Raw genomic sequence first — 19,589 nt, forward strand, 5'->3', positions numbered from 1 at the left:
TTGAGTTGAAAAGGAGAAATCTATGAAAGACCAGTCAACCACTAAAGGCTTTGCTATTCTGTCCATAGCAAGTATGGCAGTAAAGCTTTTATCATTAGTTTATATGCCTTTGCTGCTTGTCATAATTGGTGAGGAAGGGTATGCACCTTATTATGCTGCTTATACTGTCTTTGTTTTTATATATGTATTAACTAATACTGGGATGTCTTCAGCTATCTCTAAGCTTGTTTCTGAGCTTATTGCACTAAAAAATTATAAGGATGCTGTTAAGACCTTTAAAATATCAAGGATTATTATGTTGCTTGTAGGTACTATAATGGCTGTTTTTATGATTATACTGGCAAAGCCTTTAGCTAATGGAATTCACTTTCCAAAGGCGTATCTTGCTATTAAGGCACTAGCTCCAGCAGTTTTATTTACTTCAATTGCATCTGCTTATAGGGGATATTTCCAAGGAAGAGGGAATATGGGACCTACCGCTGTATCACAGGTTATTGAGCAGATAGCCAATGTTGCTTTCTCACTTCTATTTGCATTTCTTTGGTTGAAACATGGAATAGAAGCAGCCTGTGCTGGTGGAACTGTAGGAACAACTCTTGGAGCACTTATAGCAGCAATATACCTTATGAGGAAGTATGAAAAAAATAAAAAGTTTAGAGTTTCTAAAGATTATAATGAAACTGATATTATTAGATATTCTAATAATGATTTGCTAAAGAAAATACTATTTTATGCTCTGCCACTAACAATAAGTAGTGGGTTACAATATGCTGGTAACGTGGTGGACGCTGCAAATACAAAGGGGAGACTTTTAGCCTCAGGTTTAGATGATAAAAAGGCAGATACAAAATATAGCTATCTTGGAAAATTTCAAACATTAATAGGGGTTCCTATTGCTATTATATCAGCACTATGTACTGCTATACTTCCATTAATATCTAGTTCAGCGGCCTTGAATGATAAAAAGGAAGTTAAAAAGGGTATAGATTATGCATTTAAATTAACTTTTTTAATTTCAATTCCTTCTGCTGTTGGACTTGCAGTACTTAGTACACCAGTATTTAATATGATTTATCCAAAGTATTCTAATGGTGCGATACTAATGCAGGTAGGGTCAGTAGTGCTTGTACTCATGGCATTGGTTCAAATACAGTCAACTATACTTCAAAGTATAGGAAAGCTGTATCTTTCAACCTTCTATATAGTATTAGGTATTTTGGGGAAAATCATAACTAATTATATATTAGTTGCAAAACCTAGTATAAATATTTTAGGAACAATATTTGGAAGTATTGTAGGGTTTTTAATCCCTCTTTTATTGAACCACAGACTTATTGAAAAGTCCTTAAGAATAAGATTTAATTTATTTAAAAGCGCAATAAGACCTGCAGTAGCGTCTGCTTTAATGGGCGTAGTTGCATATTTGTGTCAGATTAATTTATATCACTTGTTATCACTTTTACATAAGGGATATATAGCTAATGCTATAAGTACTATTCTTGCTATATTTATAGGTGGAATAGTGTATATATATGCTTTAGCTTTAATTGGTGGAATAACAAAAAGAGATATTAATTCTATGCCTAGAAAGGTTACTAAATTAATTCCAAGATTTATATTAACAAGAATAAGATAAATGAAAGGAAAGCATTATTTATTTATGCTTTCCTTATTTATAATGGATATAAAGAAGAAAAAGCTTATATATCCTGCAGCAATTATAATTATATTTTTTAAAATAAATGCTGAGGAAGGAAGTACGTTATTTAATATGGCTAAAATTAAGTAAACAAATACGCTGAGTAGCAGGTAAATAAATAGTTCACTTGGTGAGAAGGAAATATAGCAATGCTTCCTTATTTCATGCATATTAAGAGCTAATATAGTAGATGAAGTTATTATAAGGCTTATACCATATCCGTATATGTTAATGCTGGGTATTCCAGTTAATAAATATAGAAGCATAACTTCTTCTAGAGAAACTAGAAGGGAATTCCTTAGCAGAATTCCTTGTTTTCCAAGTCCATTAAGTATACCATAAGTAGTAGATGCGGTATATGTAAGAGGGGCAGAAAATGCTGCAAATCTTATATAAGAGCCTAAATCATCTCTTGAGAAAAAAAGCTTGCCTAAGGAGTCTGGAATGCTTGTACTTATTATAAGAGTGCTTAAGCTTAGAAGAAAGGCTATCTTTAAAACTTCTGTTATTCGTCCCTCTAATGCAAAGTAATCCTTTTTGCTAAGACTTTGAGATAAATCAGGTACTAAAACTGTAGTTATTGAGTTTACTACAATAATAGGAAAATATGTTATTGAAAGAGCCATGCCTGAAAATTTACCAATCAGTGATAAAGCTAAGCTGTAATCAAAACCAGCACTAACCAATCGCCTTGGAACTATAAGAGTGGATACAGTACCCAGAGCAGTAGACAAAAATCCATTTAGGCATAGAGGAAAAGAAATTACTAAAATGTCAAATAGCAGTTGTGCTCTGCCTTCAGCTTTAATAGTGGTATATACTTGTTTTGATTTGCTAATCCTGTAAAAAATAAAAAGAAGCAGTAGACTTACAAGCTCGCCTACGCATAGAGCAGTATATGCAATTGTTACAGTTCCTTCAACATTTGAGGCTGATAACAAATTTATTAGGGTTACGATAACACCTATCCTAATAGCCTTCTCAAATATGTCTATAAATGCGGGTATTTTAACCTTTGAGATACCGTAAAAGTAGCCTTTTAGAATTGAGGATAATGCTACAAATATAAGAGCTGGTGCTACAATTTTAAGTGGATAAAGAGTTCTACTATCTTTTATAATATGTGTACTTATAAAGGAGGCTGCTGCAAAAAATATAGTTGCAACTATTAAACCCCAAATTAGATCAAAGGATAAAGCAGTCTTAATAGATTTATTTAAGTTTTTATGATCATTTTTGCTAAAGAAAACTGCTGCTACCTTTGAGATAGCAGTCACCATGCCACCACAGATTAAGCAAATAAAAAGATTGTATATAGGCATAACTAGTCCATATAATCCCATGCCCTCAGGACCAAGCTCTCTAGATAAAATAATAGAAAACATAAAGCTAAGGATGCCAGTGGCAAGATTAGATATAGTTAATATCAATGATTCCTTAAAAAAATTATCTCTTTTCATAAATTAACCCCACATAATTAGTAACAGTAATAATTATGTGGGGGTTATCTATTATATTCTTTAAATTTTTATTATATTATTTTAAATTCTCAGGGTTTAAACCTTTAAGCTCATCAATAACAAATAAACCATCTTTTCTTATTAGTACATCATCAAAGTATATTTCTCCACCGCCATATTCTGGTCTTTGGATAAATACTAAATCCCAGTGCACAGAAGATTTATTTCCATTAAATGCATCATCATAACTTGCACCTGGAGTAAAGTGAATTGAACCAGCTATTTTTTCATCAAATAGAGTATCTTTCATTGGCTTTAAGATGTATGGGTTAACGCCTATTGCAAATTCACCTACATACCTTGCACCTTCATCTGCGTCAAATACCTTATTTATTCTTTCAGTATCATTAGCTGTTGCATTTACGATCTTTCCATCTTTAAATTCAAGTCTTATATTTTCAAAGGTAAAGCCTTGATATACAGCTGGAGTATTGTAACTAATATATCCATTTACAGAGTTTTTAACTGGAGCAGTATAAACTTCGCCATCAGGTATATTTAATTTTCCATCACATTTAATTGCTGGAATTCCTTTTATAGAGAAGGAAAGGTCAGTGCCTTCTCCTACTAGTCTAACTCTATCAGTTCTTTCCATTAAAGATACAAGAGAATCCATAGCCTTTGACATCTTGCTATAATCAAGATTACATACATTAAAATAGAAGTCTTCAAATGCCTCAGTGCTTGTTCCTGCTGCTTGAGCCATTGAATAGTTTGGATATCTTAATACAACCCATTTTGTATTAGGAACTCTTATTCCACCATGAACAGGACTCCAAAAGTTTTTCATATATGTGGACATCTTATCTCCTGGTACATCAGAAGTTTCGGTGTTATTGTTACCTGCTCTTACTCCTATGTAAGCGTCCATATCTGACATTCTTGCAGCCTCATATTTAGCCATCATATTCATTTGCTCTTCGGTACAGTTCATTAAAAGAGCTCTATCTACTTCTTTATCTTTTATTGTAACAAAAGGAATACCACCAGCTAGATAAGTTTGCTTTACTAATTCTGTTATTAGTGGTGTTTCTAGTCCTATTGCTTCAATAAGAACTTTTTCTCCCTTTTTGATACTGCAGGAGTAATTAATTAAATTTTGTGCTAATGTAATTATTCTAGGGTCTTTCATAATAATAACTTCCTCCTTAGGTTATAAAATTAATAGTATAAACATTTTATATTAGTAATATAATCAATAATTAATATGCCTATACTGATAATATAATATTAACAAAATTTAGCTAATTAAGCAAAGATATTTTGCAAAAATTAATAGAAAAATTGCAATATTAAATCGATACTAATATTTAAATGTCAACTCTTTGAAAAACTATGTCTAATTTGGGTGTTAATAAAATATTTAATAGAAAATTAATAAGGAAAATGTTTTCTAAAATGCTTAGATGTAGAAATTTATGCAATTTTGAATTAAAATATATTATAAATAGAGCTTTGAAAGGAAGAATGAGATAAAGAATGAAATGTTTAATTTGTGGGATGGAAATAAGTTTAAAAAGTATAAATGTAAATAAAAGTGCATTTTTAAAATCAAACTCTGACAGTATAATTTACTATTGTCCATTTTGTGGAGCTATTAATGAGTATATAGTAGATGGAGATAAAATGGATTTATTAAGTAATAATAAATTAAATGATGTAGAATTAAAAATAATCGAACATGCTATGAAGCTAGAAATATTTAACGGGGACTTTTATAAACAAGCTTCTGAGCTTGCAAGTTCAAAGGAAATTAAGGATATGTTTTCTGCGCTGTCAAGAATTGAATATACTCATGCGAGAATTCATCAAAAACTATGTGAATATGGCGAATTACCATTATTGAATAAAATAGATTATAAGAGATATCAAAATGATGAGGAGCTTTTGCAGCAGGCCAAATTGAGGGAAATACATGCAATACATTATTATAATAAGTACGAGGGGAATATTGAAAATCCAAATGTTAAAGTTATTTTAAAAGAACTAAAACGAGTAGAAGAGGAACATATATCCTTAATTGAAAAATAGCAGGGTAAATCCATTCATATACTTGTACAATTAAAAATATAAATAGATATAAGTATTTGATTTGGAGGAAAAATGAAAAGAAGTTTTAAAATAGTACTAGCTATTTGTTTTGCTGCAGTAATAATTGTTTTATTAAAAAATTACTACAAAGTGTATAATATTGAAGTAAAAGATGACACAAAAAGTGGACGGGTAGTTCAAAAGGGAATTAAGGGTGCTAGAGATTTTGTGTTTGATACTAAGGGAAACTTATTTATTGCATACAAGGATAAAATTCAGTTTATAGGCTTAGATGGAAAAAGCTATGACATTTACAAAGATAATAGCATGAATATTTTTAGCTTAGATTATAAGGAAAATGTGCTTTATTTTTCGTCTAATACAAAAGTGTTCAGCTATGATTTAAATAATAAAACAATTAAAGAGCTTGTAAAAGATTTACCTAATTTGGGAGATTATAAACAAAGTATAATTAGAATTAAAGGCAATGAACTATATATTTCTATCGGAGTTTCTACAAATTCAGGAGTAGTAGGCAAAGATAATGTTTGGCTTGCTGACTCACCATTTACTTACGATATTTCTCCAAAGGATATCACCGTTAATGGAAAGCTGTTTGGTACTGAAAAGACTGGTGCATTTGTACCTTACAGAACTAAAAATACAAATGGACAGGTTATACCAGGGCATTTTCCAGGGAATGGCTCCATTGTTGCCTACAATTTGAATAGTGGCAACTTAGAGAATTTTGCTTGGGGAATAAGAAATGTAAAAGGCATGGATTTTAATAGTGAAGGAAAGCTTCTTGCTTCAGTTGGAGGCATGGAGGATAGAGGATATAGACCAGTAAAAGGAGATTTAGATTATATTTTCGAAATTAAAAAAGGGGGCTGGTACGGCTGGCCTGACTATAGTGGGGGAGATCCAATAACTTCACCAAGATTCAAAGGGGAAAATAATACAAAAATAACCTTTATATTAGATAATCATCCAACAACTAATCCACCAGCGCCTCTGTACCAACATAAGCAGCTTTCAACTTTAGGGTGTTTAGCAGTTGATGGAAAGGGAATTTTAGGGGAAAAAGATTGCATATATTTTTATGAATCCAAGGATAATAAAGTATATGGACTAGATAAAAGAGGTATACTAAAGGAAAAAGTTCAATTAAACACAGATAGTAAAGTCTCTTCTTTAAAAATCGATAATAATGGACTTAATATTTTAGATGGTAGTGGAGGCTTCTTGTATCACATCAATAAAAATAATGGCAGTGCCAGCCAGAATTTTCAAAAGGCTACTATCTATTATCTAATAATTTTGTCGCTATTAGGAATAACAATTGCATTATGGAAGTTTGGTGTGAATAATAAGCAGTAATTTGAAAGATTTTATTACAGGAAGGGAAAGTGTTTCAAATGAAGAAAAGTATTGAAAAAACCTACGGTTCAGCTCTTAGAGGAGTAATGTCGGCTGTGAACCCGCTTAAAAAGAAGGTGCTTAAAACACATTGCACAATCCATAAGTTTATAAACATACAAGCTATAGATATTATGAAAAATGAGGGGTATGAAGAGCAATATAATTTTTTTAGAGATAAAATCTTACCCCTAAATGAAGGCGTAACCTGGGCAGACCAGGATTTCAAGAGCTCCAATCATTTTTATCATTTTAGTTCTGGAAAAGGATTGTATGGATTTTCTAATGCTCTAGCAGAGTGTAAAAAGTATTATAATAAAGCTCTTTCATATGTAAAGGTGGGAGATATTAACAAAGCTATGTTTTATTTTGGAGCTGCTTGTCACTTGATTCAGGACTCTACAGTACCTCATCATGTGAATAATAAGCTTCTAAATAGCCATAGAAATTTTGAAGTCTGGATAATAAAAAAGTTTTTGTCAGATTATTCATTTATAAATGAAAAAGGAATCTTGAGATATAATGGGCTTGAGCAGTATATTAAAAACAATGCTTTAATAGCAAACAACATACATTTAAAGCATATCAATATAGTTGAGAGAGAAGAAAGATATGCTAAAGTAGCTGCTGCGATTTTAAAGGAAGCCCAGAGTACTACGGCAGGATTTATGTTGGATTTTTATGATAAGCTTAAAGAATTGAATGCAATAAAAAATGAAAAGTAATTCCTCCACCTAAGGAGGAATTATTTTTTATTTGTAGAAATAAATGGTAATGAAGTTTGGGAAGAGGGGTAACCTAGGAGGAGATTATGAGTAAGAGTACTTTATTAAAAGTAGAGAAGCAAGAAATATTTATTAATATGGAACAAGAGATTTTTAAAGGAAACCTTTTAGATATAGGAAATGATAATTATGGAATAATATATAGCTTATATAAACAATATAATGCGGATAATAATTTAGATTACATATATGGCAGAGAAAAAAAGAAAAAAATAGAGCAAGAGTTTTATGACAATTGTGTAATGCTTTTTTCATTAAGCAGTATTTGGACAAAATACAATAAAAAACATATGTTTAAAGAAATTAATAAGTATCTAAAAGAAGATGGAACAATACACATATGGGATATAGATAAAGGGTATGGAAAGCTTTTTAATGCTAAAATTAAAATTCTTCTTCCTAATAGAAAAATAAAAACAATAGAAATTAAAGATTACAATATTTTAAAAGACACCTCAAAAGAAAATCTAATAAAATTACTGCAGCATTATTTTGAAATAATTGATTTAAGGGCATCGGATAATATATACTATATAAAGGGAAGAAAGAAAGGAAGAAATAAAGATGAAAGTATTATTGACGGCAGTAAACTCTAAATTTATTCATAGCAATTTAGCAGTTAGATATTTGAAAGAATATACAAAGGATTTAAATTATGAATGTAAAATAAGAGAATTCACTATAAATGATAGAATTGAAAGGGTTTTAGAAGAAATAATTTTTGAAAAGCCAGATATAGTGGCTTTTTCTTGTTATATATGGAATCATCAATTTATTGATATGCTATCTCAGCTTATAAAGAGAGTAGATAACAATATTGAAATCCTTTATGGTGGTCCTGAAGTTTCATATGATTGCGAGCAATTTTTAAAAAATTCTTATGGGGAATATTTGATTGAAGGAGAAGGAGAAGAGACCTATAGAGAGTTTATTAAAATGAAACTAGATGAAAATGAGATAGCACCAATTAAGGGACTCTACATTAAAGACAATGATAAGGTATACTATGGTGGCAGAAGATGTGATATAGATATGAATAGGCTAGCATTTCCATATACTTCTGATGATGATTTAGTAAACAAAATTGTATACTATGAAGCATCTAGGGGATGTCCATTTAAATGTAAATATTGTTTATCTTCTACTATGCATGGAGTAAGATTTCTAGATATTGAAAGGGTAAAAAAAGAACTGAAATTTTTAATGGATAAGAAAGTAAGGCTTGTAAAGTTTGTTGATAGAACTTTTAATTGTAATCCAAAATTTTCTTGTGAAATATGGAACTTTATTATTGCAGAGGATACTGAAACCACTTTTCACTTTGAAGTGTCAGCAGACATTCTAAAAGATGAAGAAATAAAAGTGCTTTCCAGGGCCCCTAAGGGAAGAATTCAATTAGAGGTCGGTGTACAAACAACTAATAATCAAGTACTTTTAAATATTGATAGATATGTTGAATTTGAAGAGATTAAACAGAGGGTAAATGCAATTAAAGCTATAGGAACTGTTAAGCAGCATTTGGATTTAATTGCCGGCCTGCCTGGAGAAGATTTTAATTCCTTTAAAAATTCTTTTAATGATGTATACAGTCTTGAACCCGAAGAAGTTCAATTAGGATTTTTAAAACTTCTTAAAGGCTCTAAAATGAGGGATGAAGCTGAGAAGTGGGGCATGAGCTATTCTCCATTTTCACCATATGAAATTTTAAAAACTAGTGATATATCCTTTGAGGAATTAATAAAATTAAAAAGAGTAGAGGAAATGGTTGATAAATATTATAACTCACAAAAGTTTGGAACCATTTTAAAGTATTTCTTAGATAAGTTTCCTACAGCTTTTGATTTTTATTTTAGTTTGGGGGAATTTTTTCATAAGAAGGGATATTTTAATAGAAGCATAGCATCTTATGAGTATTATAGGGTTTTCCTAGAATTTAATAAAGAAAATAGAGAGGTTGAAGACTATAGCCTATATGAAATAGTGAAATACGATTACTTAAGATTTAATAAGAAAAAATGGTTGCCTGAGTTTTTACCAAGATATATTGATAAAAGTGTAGAAAATACTATAAAGGAAATGGTGAAAGGTAACGAATTATATATGGTAAATAAAAAATATCATGTTGAACTCTTTAAACTTGACATAAATGCTTTTATTAAGAAAAGCACAATAAATTATGGAAGCAACTTTTATTTTATTTTTGAGGAAAATATGCCTAATAATATTATTGATATTACTGAAAAGTTAAAATAGAAAATTATATGTGAAAGGTCCACTAGAAGTGGGGTATAAATTATAATTTATTTATTATAAATATATAATTTATTTCGGGAAGTTTAATTATGGCAATAAGACAAATATTACAGCTTGGAAATCCAGTATTGAGAAGGGTTAGCAAAAAAGTTGATAAAATAGATGAACCAACTCTTAATCTAATTCAAGATATGAAGGATACACTATACAGCACTACTGGAATTGGTCTTGCAGCTCCACAAATTGGTGTGTTAAAAAAAATAATACTAATTGATTTAAGGGAAGGCGACGGACCAATAATATTGATTAATCCGGTGATTGTTGCAAAAGTTGGACAAGAAGAGAGTGTTGAAGGCTGTCTTAGTTATGTTGGTCATGAAGGAAAGCTAGTAAGGCCAAAAAAGGTTACTGTTACAGGACTAAATGTGAAAGGTGAAAAAGTTGAATATACTGCTGATGGGTTATTAGCAAAGGCATTTTGCCACGAAATTGATCACCTTGAAGGTATTATGTATGTTGATAGAGCTAAAAAGGTTTATAAACTGGAAGAAGAATAAATTTAATTTATCTAAAAACTCCTTTTGTATAATTTACAAAAGGAGTTTTTTTGTCATCACATAGCAAAGGCTATGCCTACCCCCTAATGTTTGTTATTTATATTTAAGCATTTATTTAAAAGGTCATATAACTTTACAATTAGTGAATTATAGTGTAAACTGGTGTATATACATTAGTGAACATATTAAGCATGTTGAACAATATTATATACTTACAGGGGGATTTAATATGAATAATACGAAGAAATTAACATTTACTGCATTATTAACAGCTTTAGCTATGATTATACCAATAGCATTTGGTTTCATGAGGGTAGTAATTGGACCTTTTACTGCTACATTAACATCACACGTACCTATGTTTCTAGCTATGCTTTTTGGCCCTAGTGTGGCAATCATGGTGGGACTTGGTTCAGCATTAGGTTTCTTTATGGCTGCAGGCCCAATTGTTGGAGCAAGGGCCTTAATGCACGTAATAGTGGGAGTAATGGGTGCAGTTTTAATAAATAAAGGTGTTTCCTTTAAAAAAGTAATTGCCTTCACTGCTCCAGTACACGGAATACTAGAGGCATTAGTTGTAGCTTTATTCATATCAGGTGGTATGGTACCAAAGTATAGTGGAACAATGTTGTATTACATTCTAGTTGTTGTGGGAATAGGAACTATATTACATCATACCGCTGACGGATTAATATCAGGTGTGTTAATAAAAGCTATGAGCAAAGTGTCAAATTATGAATTCATAAAGCAAGCTCGTTAATGGCAAGCAAAAGGGCTGTATCAAGGCGTTTTTAAATCTCCTTGATACAGCCCTTATATTTTTACCATCTAGATAAGTAGGAAATTATATGGTTAGCTATACAGCTCTATAGTTTCAAATTTATTTAAAGCTATAGAGAAGTAAAATACTGATGAACTTCTTTAAGATGCTTTCTTATAGGAAGTTTTTGAGGACATTTTGCTTCACAGGCACCACACTCCTTGCAGCTGCCTGCACGATTATTTTCTGGGGTGTTTTCTTTGTAAAGCTTTGAGAGATTCTTGGCATCATTGTACATATGTGCACTATTATAAAGTGAAAAGTTTCCTGGAATATTTACATTAAAAGGACATGGCATACAGTACTGACAAGCTGTGCAGTCCACCTTTATAAGCTTATTATATTTTGCTTTAGCTATGTCAACTAATTCAAGTTCATGTGATGTTAGAGAATTAGCTATAGCCGTATCAGCTATATTTATATTTTCTACAACTTGGTCCATAGTGCTCATGCCACTTAAAATTGTTGTTACTTCAGGATGGTTCCATATCCACTTTAAGGCCCATTCAGCAGGTGATCTTTTTATATCATTACTGTTCCATACTTCTTGAACTTCTTTTGGAGGAGTCTTTGCTAGCTTACCTCCTTTAAGTGGTTCCATAATTACTACTGCTAAATCCTTAGAAGCAGCATATTTAAGTCCCTGGCTGCCTGCTTGGTAATTAGTATCCATAAAGTTATATTGAATCTGACAAAAGCTCCAAGAATAACTATCTACTATTTCTTTGAATACATCTAATTCATCGTGGAAAGAAAAACCAGCATATTTTATTCTGCCATCTGATATAGCTTTATCAAGAAATTTATCAAATTGCAAATTTTTTAAAGTGTTGAAGCGCTCTTTACTTAATGCATGGAGTAAATACATGTCTATATGGTCTGTTTGCAGCTTTTCTAGTTGTTCATTGAGATATGTATCAAAGTCATCCTGTGTTTTAATGAGCCATACAGGGCATTTAGTAGCAAGCATAACCTTATCTCTATAGCCATCTTTTAGGGCCTTTCCTACAGTTATTTCACTAGTACCTTTATGATATGGATAAGCAGTGTCTATATAATTTACACCATTATCAATAGCATAACGAAGCATTGAAATAGCTTTATCTTCATCTATTCTTCCTTCATCGCCATCTATGGTTGGAAATCTCATGCATCCAAAACCAAGGGCAGAGATTTCAAAATTATATTTGCCAAACTTTCTATATTTCATAGTATTCCTCCTATATTACCAACATTTTCAATATAATACATTATAACATTTAATCTTAATTAATGTATAATGTATATACTATTTAATAAAAATTTATTTTTTAAAGCTTAATTAATAGGAGTTATTTAAAAAAAACATATATTATGGTAGAATAATCTAGAAATGTTTCCCTGTGAAAAAGTTTTTATATAATAATAGGAGGTACAAATATGAGTGCTATTAAATTGAGAAATAACATTTATTGGGTTGGTGTAAAGAATCCAGAATTAAGAGTTTTTGATATAATTATGGAGACCAAAAAGGGAACCACCTATAACGCTTATTTAATAGATGATGAAAAAGTTGCTGTTGTAGATAATGTAAAGAATGGATATTTTGATGAGTATCTTGACAACATAAAGAGTATAATAGGTGATAGAAAAGTAGATTACATAATTGTACAGCATACTGAATTAGATCACAGTGGTACAATGGCAAAGCTTCTTGAAGTATATCCAGATGCAGTTGTAGTAGCATCAAAAGCTGCTATTATGTACAGTAAAAACATAGTGAATAAAGAATTTAAAAGTCAAGAGGCAGTAGGTGAACTAGACTTAGGTAAAACAAAATTAAAGTTTATTTCTGCTCCAAATCTACATTGGCCAGATACAATATTTACTTATGCTTCAGATAGTAATTTACTATTTACATGTGATGTTACAGGATGTCATTATTGTCCCGAGGGAGATGTAACTGAAAACTTTGGTGATGACTATTTTGAAGAGATGAAATACTATTTTGATGTAATAATGGGACCATTTAAGAAATTTGTTATAATGGCTTTAGATAGAATAAAGGATTTAAAAATTGATATTATAGCTCCAAGTCACGGCCCAATACATATTGAAGATGCTGATAAGTATTTGAAGCTATATAGGGAATGGGCAATTACCGAAGGTATTAAGGAAAAGAATGTTCAAATTTTTTATGTTTCAGCATATGGGAATACAGAACGAATGGCAAAATATATTTCGGAAAAAATCAGTGAAAGGGGAATAAAAACTGAAACCCATGAAATTACTTCAAAATCACCAGATGATCTAATTGCTTTAGTAGAAAAAGCGTCTGGAATTATTATTGGATCACCTACAATAAATCAGGATGCGGTTAAACCAGTGTGGGATATGCTTTCATTAGTATGTGCTATAACCAATAGAGGAAAGGTTGCAGGTGCATTTGGGTCTTATGGTTGGAGCGGAGAAGGGGTACAAATGATAACAGAGAGACTTAGATCTCTTAAATTTAAGGTTGTAGAAGAGGGCTTTAAGTTTAACTTTGTCCCAAGCGAAGATGATTTATTCAGAGCTGGCGAATTTGTTGATGAATATTTAGAATTACTTAAATAGAAGTGTGCTGAAATAGTCATGTAGATTAGCAGTATTATAAATAAATATTGATAAGGAGGATTGTGTAAAGATGGAAGAAAGGGAAGTAATGTCATTCTTAGATGAACAGGGGAATAAAGTTGATTTTGAACCTGTTGCGGAGATATATTTAGATGAACAAAAGTATCTTATTTTAGCACCAATTGATGGGGATGATGAAGATGCTTACGTATTTAGAGTAGATATGGAAGATGAGAAAGAAGTGCTGAATTTAGTAGAGGATGATGCAGAGTTCTTAAAGGTTAAAAAAGAGTATAGCAAGTTATTATATAATGAAGAATAAGATTCATAATTTTAGGGAAATAAACTTATTGAAATATATAAATATTTTTTAAAGGAGGAACAAAAGTGAATAAAAAAGGTATACAAGAACATTTAGCAAACAACGGTCTTACTGAAATCGAGGAGATTGAATATAAGAATGATGCTTATGTATTAAGGTTTTTCTATGATTTTGACAAAGATGAGATTAATGCTGCAAGAGCATATGCTAATGACGAAAGTGAAGATGAGGAAAACGGGGACATTTGGTATGAAGAGTTTTTCTTGCCTTATTTAAGTGATGTAGCTGTTGATAATGTTGGTGACATGATGGAAGAGATAATGGAAGAATTTGATATTGATGCTCAATTTGTTTCATATGAAATGGATGAAGAGGAATATAGCTATAATGAATTCATTGCAGCCTTCTTTAAAAAAGGTGAAGAGAAGGATATTGAACAAATACTAGAAGAACTAGAAATATAATTTAAAATGTTTATTATTTACAGTACCTATATATAATATTTAAGGTTTACATAAAGAGTTATAAATTTATTATACTGAATTAATGAAGTGGTTGAATATTTTGAAAAATCTGATATAATTAAATTATAAACAATCCTGAGATGTTCGCAAGACTTATAATTGTTCAACCACAGTTATTTAAAGGGATTTATAACAGCTTTATTGGATGTCAGGCTTCATTAGGTTTAGCCTAATTATAGAAGTAGACAGAAGATAAATGAGTAAAACCCACCTGCGGGAGTGCGGGTATGAACAGATAAGTGCAGCGGCATGTTGGGAATAATAAAACAAATACCACAGTTATAACTGTGGTTTCTTTTTTTATTAGCCTTATTAAACTTTATCTAGCTAAATATGAAATGGTATACAAGCTAGAAAATTCTCATGAAAAATAAGTAAAGTGCATGATAAATATATGAAAAGCAATGAACTAGGCAGCATCTCTTGGAGACGTATTATTTCTGTACTTTTCATATTCAACTAAAAGCCTGTCTAATTGTTGACTGCAATCAACTACTTTTTCATCGGTTAAACGATTATTAGATGTTAATAAATTATATAATAAATTTCTAAGTTTTTCGATATTATCTATTAGAATTTGAAGTTTATATTCCATATATATTACCTCTTAAAATTTATTTGGACAAGTTTGTTGTATATATATTTTATCAGATTTTGAAAAGTAATAAATATAAAGTATTAGTCAATAAATATCACAAACCTACAAATAGTACAAAATAACTACCATATTAGTTGATTTATTTAAATTAATTGATTACTATACTAGTAGGCAAATGTTGAAAAAAGCCATATGGAATAATATGTAAATGACGAAACTAGTCACAATATTTTTATTCTTTAAATATGAAGAAAAATAGAATATAATTGGAGTGTATAATTAAAATTGCCGAAAAGGAAGTGTACACTTATGGATTTTGATGAAATGGTTAAGAGAATAAATTTTTTATATAAAAAAAGTCAGAACGAGGGCTTAACTGATGAAGAAAAGTCTGAGCAGAAAGAACTAAGACAAAGATATGTTGATAATGTTAAGAGAAACTTTAGGGCTCAATTAGAAACTGTAGAAAGAAAAAGTACAAAGCCTTTAAATTAGGGGGAATAGAATATGGCTGTTAGTGTAGAAAATTTAATTGAAGATTTAAGATTAGAAATTCTTGTTCAAGGAAAAGCAAATAATGAGATAAGCCTAAGTGATATGAATAGACCAGGACTACAGTTTGCTGGATTTTATAATTATTTTGCTAATGAAAGAGTACAAATCGTAGGAATGGCTGAATGGAGTTTTTTAGATGCAATGCAGCCAGAGCTAAGAAGAAAAAGGCTAAAAAAGTTTTTTCAATTTGATACTCCATGCATTATTATGAGTAGAGGACTTGAACCTCATGAAGAGTTTATAGAAAGTGCTAAGGAGAATAATAGATGGGTGCTTAGAACTAATACTATTACAACAAAATTTATAAGTAAGCTAACTAATTATTTAGATGATAAGTTAGCTCCAGAAACTAGACTTCATGGTGTATTAGTTGATGTATATGGAATTGGAATTTTAATAACTGGAGAGAGTGGTATTGGTAAGAGTGAGACAGCTCTAGAACTTATCAAGAGAGGGCACAGATTGGTGGCTGATGATGCAGTAGACATTAAGCAAATAGATGGAATTCTCCATGGTAGAGCACCTTATATTACATCAGGAATGATGGAAGTTAGGGGAATGGGAATTATAGATGTACCTGCATTATATGGATTAAGTTCTGTACTAAATGAAAAAACTATAGATTTAGTTATCCATTTAGATCAATGGAAAGAAGATGAAAACTATGACAGATTAGGTATAGATAAAGAATATTTGGATATACTTAATGTGCCAATTAGAAACATGGTAGTCCCAATAAGACCAGGACGTAACCTTGCTGTTATTATAGAAGCTGCTGCAGCAAACTTTAGATATAGCTTAACATCTAATATTTCTCCAGTTGAAACAATTAATAATAGGATAGGATTGAGTTAAATGAACAATTTAGATAAAAAACAAATAAGGAATAATATGAAGACTATGCGTAGCAATTTGCATTGGAATGATAAAGCAAAGATGGATACAATCATTTTTGAAAAGGTTATCAATAGTGATGCTTATCAAAGGAGCAAGGTTATATTTATATATGTGAGCTATAATAATGAGGTAGCTACCCATAGAATAATTGAACACGGTTTATCTAATAATAAGGTTATATGTGTTCCCAAAATTATTTCACTAGAGCAAGGAATGAAGTCAATTAGAATTAACAGTTTTGATGAACTAAGAGAAAATAGTATGGGAATACTAGAGCCACTTTACAATGGCATAGAAGTTAAACCTAACGAAGTTGATTTGCTGTTAATGCCTGGACTTGCTTTTGATTCAAAAGGAGGCAGACTTGGTTATGGTGGAGGCTTTTATGACAAATATTTAAGAAAATGCCGACAAGATTCTGTTAAAATAGGCTTGTGCTATGATTTTCAATTAATAGATTCAGTACCAACTAGTGAATTAGATGAATTAGTAGATGAAGTTATAACAAATTAATATAAATAGAACTATTTAGTATAGCTGGTGATATTTGTGAGGGTATTCGATATATTAAACAATTTTAAAGAAGTGGATAAAAACGTAGATTTAACTAAGAGCAACTATTGGATACTGGTTGCTGTTGAGGAGCTAGAAAATATAAAAGATCTTCTTTTGCTTGATGAAGAAATTATATATGAATGTATTGATTTACAGCAGCTTCCAAAAATTAGTTTTTTCGATGGATATGTATTTATTGTGTTTAATATATTGGAGTACAAAGACAAAGAGGTAATTTCAAAGGAATTAAACATTATTTTGAGTGAGGACTATATAATAACAGTATGTAAAGAGGATTTATCTATAATTGAGGAGCTAATAGAGGATATAAAAGATTCTAAAAACTGTTTTATTCTAAAGGAAAAACCAATTCCTTGTATTCTACTTTATTATATTTTAGATAGGATTATAGTAAGAAATTATGACGTAATATCTTCACTTGAGGCACAAGCAGATAAAATAGAGATAAGTATCTTGAAAAATCCAAAGCAAGTTCAAATAGATGAACTAATTCACTTAAGAAGACAGGTTTATAAAATAAGAAAATTTTTAAATCCGCTTAGGTATATTGGAGACAGTTTGATTAGCAACGATAATTCAATAATAAAACAAGATAGTTTAAAATTTTTTAAAAACCTTAATAATAAGCTTGATAAACTTATGATGGCATTAGAAAGTCTTATTCAGAACTTAGCATTAGTAAGAGAGGCTTTTGAATCTGAAATTGCAAATAAGACAAATGACCTAATGAAAGTATTTACAATAATAGCTACAATTTTTTTACCTCTTAATCTAATAACAAGCATGTATGGAATGAATGTAAAACATATTCCTCTAGTTGGAATAGATTATGGCTATTACTATATTGTGCTAATAATGATATTAGTTTCCATATTTATGATTTTTTTATTTAAAAAAAAGAAATGGTTATAATTTGTGTTTTTTTGAAAAGTTTAGTATTATAGTATTGTGTAAACATTATAATAAAAAATTGTTGTTTACATAGTTTAAAACTAAGGCAAAGAAAGCGGAGGGGGAAAGAAAATGTCAGAAAAAGAATTATTAACTAAAAAATATGAGTATGCTTGGGAAAAGTATTCTAAGGAAGAATTAGACAAAGTATTCGAATTATCTAACAGATATAAGGATTTTATGTCTAAATGCAAAACTGAAAGGGAATGTGTAAACGAATTCATCGATCTTGCTGAGAAAAAAGGTTATAAGAATTTAGACACAATAATTAAGGAAAATGGAACACTTAAAGCTGGAGACAAAGTTTATGTTAATAATATGGGAAAAACTCTTGCGCTATTTTTAATTGGTTCAGAACCATTTGAAAGAGGAATGAAAATATTAGGTGCACACGTAGACTCTCCAAGACTTGATTTAAAGCAAAATCCATTATATGAGGATACTGATTTAGCTATGATGGAAACTCACTATTATGGCGGAATAAAGAAATATCAATGGGTAACTCTACCACTAGCAATTCACGGAGTAATGGTTAAAAAAGATGGTACTGTAGTTAATGTTGTTGTTGGTGAAGATGACAACGACCCAGTAGTAGGAATTTCAGATCTTCTAATACACTTATCTGCAGATCAAATGCAAAAGAAACTTGATAAAGGCATAGAAGGAGAAGACTTAAACGTTTTAGTTGGAAGTATGCCTATAGAAGATAAAGAGGCAAAAGATAGAGTTAAGCAAAATATTTTAAGATTATTAAACGAAAAGTATGGAATAGTAGAAGAAGATTTTGTTTCTGCTGAACTTGAAGTTGTACCTGCAGGAAAAGCAAGAGATTATGGACTTGATAGAAGTATGGTTATGGCTTATGGACATGACGACAGAGTTTGTTCATTTACTTCTTTTGAAGCTCTTATGAATATTGAAAGTACTGACAAAACTTGCGTTGCTCTTTTAGTAGATAAAGAAGAAATAGGTAGTGTAGGTGCTACTGGAATGCAGTCAAGATTCTTTGAAAATACTGTAGCAGAAGTAATGAATTTAGCAGGTCAATATAGTGAACTTAAGGTAAGAAGAGCTCTTAGCAACTCAAAGATGCTTTCTTCAGACGTAAGTGCTGCATTTGATCCTAATTTCCCTTCAGTAATGGAGAAGAAGAATACTGCTTACTTTGGAAAAGGAATAGTATTTAACAAATATACTGGAGCTAGAGGAAAAGGTGGATGCAACGATGCAAACCCAGAATACATAGCAGAATTAAGAGCTATAATGGAAAAACACGGAGTTTCATGGCAAACAGCTGAACTTGGAAAGGTTGACCAGGGAGGCGGAGGAACAATAGCTTATATACTTGCTGAATACAATATGCAAGTAATTGATTGCGGTGTTGCACTTCATAATATGCATGCACCATGGGAAGTAGCAAGTAAGGCTGATATTTACGAAGCAGAAAAAGCTTACAAAGCATTCTTAATTGAAGCATAAAAAATAAG

General features: G+C 30.7%; 20 protein-coding genes and 1 other RNA gene. 17 read left to right on the forward strand and 4 right to left on the reverse strand.

The window, feature by feature from the left end:
• Positions 1-22: 22 nt before the first annotated feature.
• Positions 23-1,636, forward strand: a complete 1,614-nt coding sequence (locus bsdE14_RS18325; RefSeq protein WP_264851443.1) for a putative polysaccharide biosynthesis protein — start codon at positions 23-25, stop codon at positions 1,634-1,636.
• A 14-nt stretch (positions 1,637-1,650) separates the two neighbouring features.
• Here the strand turns inward: bsdE14_RS18325 and spoVB are convergent, their stop codons facing one another.
• On the reverse strand, positions 1,651-3,159 hold the full coding sequence (spoVB, locus tag bsdE14_RS18330) for a stage V sporulation protein B (RefSeq protein WP_264851444.1): 1,509 nt from the start codon (positions 3,157-3,159) through the stop codon (positions 1,651-1,653).
• A gap of 76 nt (positions 3,160-3,235) precedes the next feature.
• Positions 3,236-4,351: an aminopeptidase gene (locus bsdE14_RS18335; RefSeq protein WP_264851445.1), complete on the reverse strand. Its 1,116-nt coding sequence runs from the start codon at positions 4,349-4,351 to the stop codon at positions 3,236-3,238.
• Between the two features lie 368 nt (positions 4,352-4,719).
• Between bsdE14_RS18335 and bsdE14_RS18340 the strand changes: the two genes are divergently transcribed.
• The 7 genes from bsdE14_RS18340 (at position 4,720) to bsdE14_RS18370 (ending at position 11,024) form a co-directional block, all read left to right on the forward strand.
• Positions 4,720-5,250 (forward strand): ferritin-like domain-containing protein, encoded by a 531-nt coding sequence (locus bsdE14_RS18340; protein WP_264851446.1) that lies wholly within the window; start codon positions 4,720-4,722, stop codon positions 5,248-5,250.
• A 72-nt stretch (positions 5,251-5,322) separates the two neighbouring features.
• Positions 5,323-6,630 (forward strand): PQQ-dependent sugar dehydrogenase, encoded by a 1,308-nt coding sequence (locus tag bsdE14_RS18345; RefSeq protein ID WP_264851447.1) that lies wholly within the window; start codon positions 5,323-5,325, stop codon positions 6,628-6,630.
• Between the two features lie 38 nt (positions 6,631-6,668).
• A complete protein-coding gene (locus bsdE14_RS18350) occupies positions 6,669-7,394 on the forward strand; it encodes a zinc dependent phospholipase C family protein (protein ID WP_264851448.1) in 726 nt (241 codons plus the stop codon).
• Positions 7,395-7,480: 86 nt separating this feature from the next.
• Entirely contained in the window at positions 7,481-8,050 is a 570-nt protein-coding gene (locus bsdE14_RS18355) for a class I SAM-dependent methyltransferase (RefSeq protein ID WP_264851449.1), read from the forward strand.
• On the forward strand, positions 8,019-9,707 hold the full coding sequence (locus bsdE14_RS18360; protein ID WP_264851450.1) for a B12-binding domain-containing radical SAM protein: 1,689 nt from the start codon (positions 8,019-8,021) through the stop codon (positions 9,705-9,707). Before bsdE14_RS18355 ends, bsdE14_RS18360 begins: the two co-directional genes overlap by 32 nt.
• A gap of 89 nt (positions 9,708-9,796) precedes the next feature.
• A complete protein-coding gene (gene def, locus bsdE14_RS18365; RefSeq protein ID WP_264851451.1) occupies positions 9,797-10,264 on the forward strand; it encodes a peptide deformylase in 468 nt (155 codons plus the stop codon).
• Positions 10,265-10,493: 229 nt separating this feature from the next.
• Positions 10,494-11,024 (forward strand): ECF transporter S component, encoded by a 531-nt coding sequence (locus bsdE14_RS18370; protein ID WP_264851452.1) that lies wholly within the window; start codon positions 10,494-10,496, stop codon positions 11,022-11,024.
• Positions 11,025-11,154: 130 nt separating this feature from the next.
• Here bsdE14_RS18370 and bsdE14_RS18375 read toward each other — a convergent pair whose 3' ends face one another.
• Complete coding sequence (locus tag bsdE14_RS18375) at positions 11,155-12,294, reverse strand: aldo/keto reductase (protein WP_264851453.1); 1,140 nt, start codon at positions 12,292-12,294, stop codon at positions 11,155-11,157.
• Between the two features lie 209 nt (positions 12,295-12,503).
• Here bsdE14_RS18375 and bsdE14_RS18380 point away from each other — a divergent pair, with 209 nt between their 5' ends.
• The 4 genes from bsdE14_RS18380 to ssrS all read left to right on the forward strand — a co-directional run bounded on the left by bsdE14_RS18380 (position 12,504) and on the right by ssrS (position 14,788).
• A complete protein-coding gene (locus bsdE14_RS18380; RefSeq protein WP_264851454.1) occupies positions 12,504-13,679 on the forward strand; it encodes an FprA family A-type flavoprotein in 1,176 nt (391 codons plus the stop codon).
• 70 nt (positions 13,680-13,749) lie between these two features.
• Complete coding sequence (locus tag bsdE14_RS18385) at positions 13,750-14,001, forward strand: DUF1292 domain-containing protein (protein ID WP_264851455.1); 252 nt, start codon at positions 13,750-13,752, stop codon at positions 13,999-14,001.
• 65 nt (positions 14,002-14,066) lie between these two features.
• Entirely contained in the window at positions 14,067-14,465 is a 399-nt protein-coding gene (locus tag bsdE14_RS18390; protein ID WP_264851456.1) for a hypothetical protein, read from the forward strand.
• A gap of 129 nt (positions 14,466-14,594) precedes the next feature.
• Positions 14,595-14,788, forward strand: a non-coding RNA gene (ssrS, locus tag bsdE14_RS18395) — 6S RNA.
• A gap of 146 nt (positions 14,789-14,934) precedes the next feature.
• On the opposite strand, the gene bsdE14_RS18400 is transcribed toward ssrS, so the two are convergent.
• The gene (locus tag bsdE14_RS18400) at positions 14,935-15,120 is read right to left on the reverse strand and encodes an aspartyl-phosphate phosphatase Spo0E family protein (protein WP_264851457.1); all 186 of its coding nucleotides are present in this window, start codon (positions 15,118-15,120) and stop codon (positions 14,935-14,937) included.
• Between the two features lie 312 nt (positions 15,121-15,432).
• Here bsdE14_RS18400 and bsdE14_RS18405 point away from each other — a divergent pair, with 312 nt between their 5' ends.
• The 5 genes from bsdE14_RS18405 (at position 15,433) to bsdE14_RS18425 (ending at position 19,581) form a co-directional block, all read left to right on the forward strand.
• On the forward strand, positions 15,433-15,618 hold the full coding sequence (locus bsdE14_RS18405) for a DUF896 domain-containing protein (RefSeq protein ID WP_264851458.1): 186 nt from the start codon (positions 15,433-15,435) through the stop codon (positions 15,616-15,618).
• A gap of 12 nt (positions 15,619-15,630) precedes the next feature.
• Positions 15,631-16,533, forward strand: a complete 903-nt coding sequence (hprK, locus tag bsdE14_RS18410) for an HPr(Ser) kinase/phosphatase (protein ID WP_264851459.1) — start codon at positions 15,631-15,633, stop codon at positions 16,531-16,533.
• Positions 16,534-17,088, forward strand: a complete 555-nt coding sequence (locus bsdE14_RS18415) for a 5-formyltetrahydrofolate cyclo-ligase (protein ID WP_264851460.1) — start codon at positions 16,534-16,536, stop codon at positions 17,086-17,088.
• A gap of 36 nt (positions 17,089-17,124) precedes the next feature.
• Entirely contained in the window at positions 17,125-18,063 is a 939-nt protein-coding gene (locus tag bsdE14_RS18420; RefSeq protein WP_264851461.1) for a magnesium transporter CorA family protein, read from the forward strand.
• 111 nt (positions 18,064-18,174) lie between these two features.
• Positions 18,175-19,581: an aminopeptidase gene (locus bsdE14_RS18425; RefSeq protein ID WP_264851462.1), complete on the forward strand. Its 1,407-nt coding sequence runs from the start codon at positions 18,175-18,177 to the stop codon at positions 19,579-19,581.
• Positions 19,582-19,589: the final 8 nt, after the last annotated feature.

Source organism: Clostridium omnivorum, from assembly GCF_026012015.1.
Classification (GTDB): Bacteria; Bacillota; Clostridia; order Clostridiales; family Clostridiaceae; genus Clostridium_AX; species Clostridium_AX omnivorum.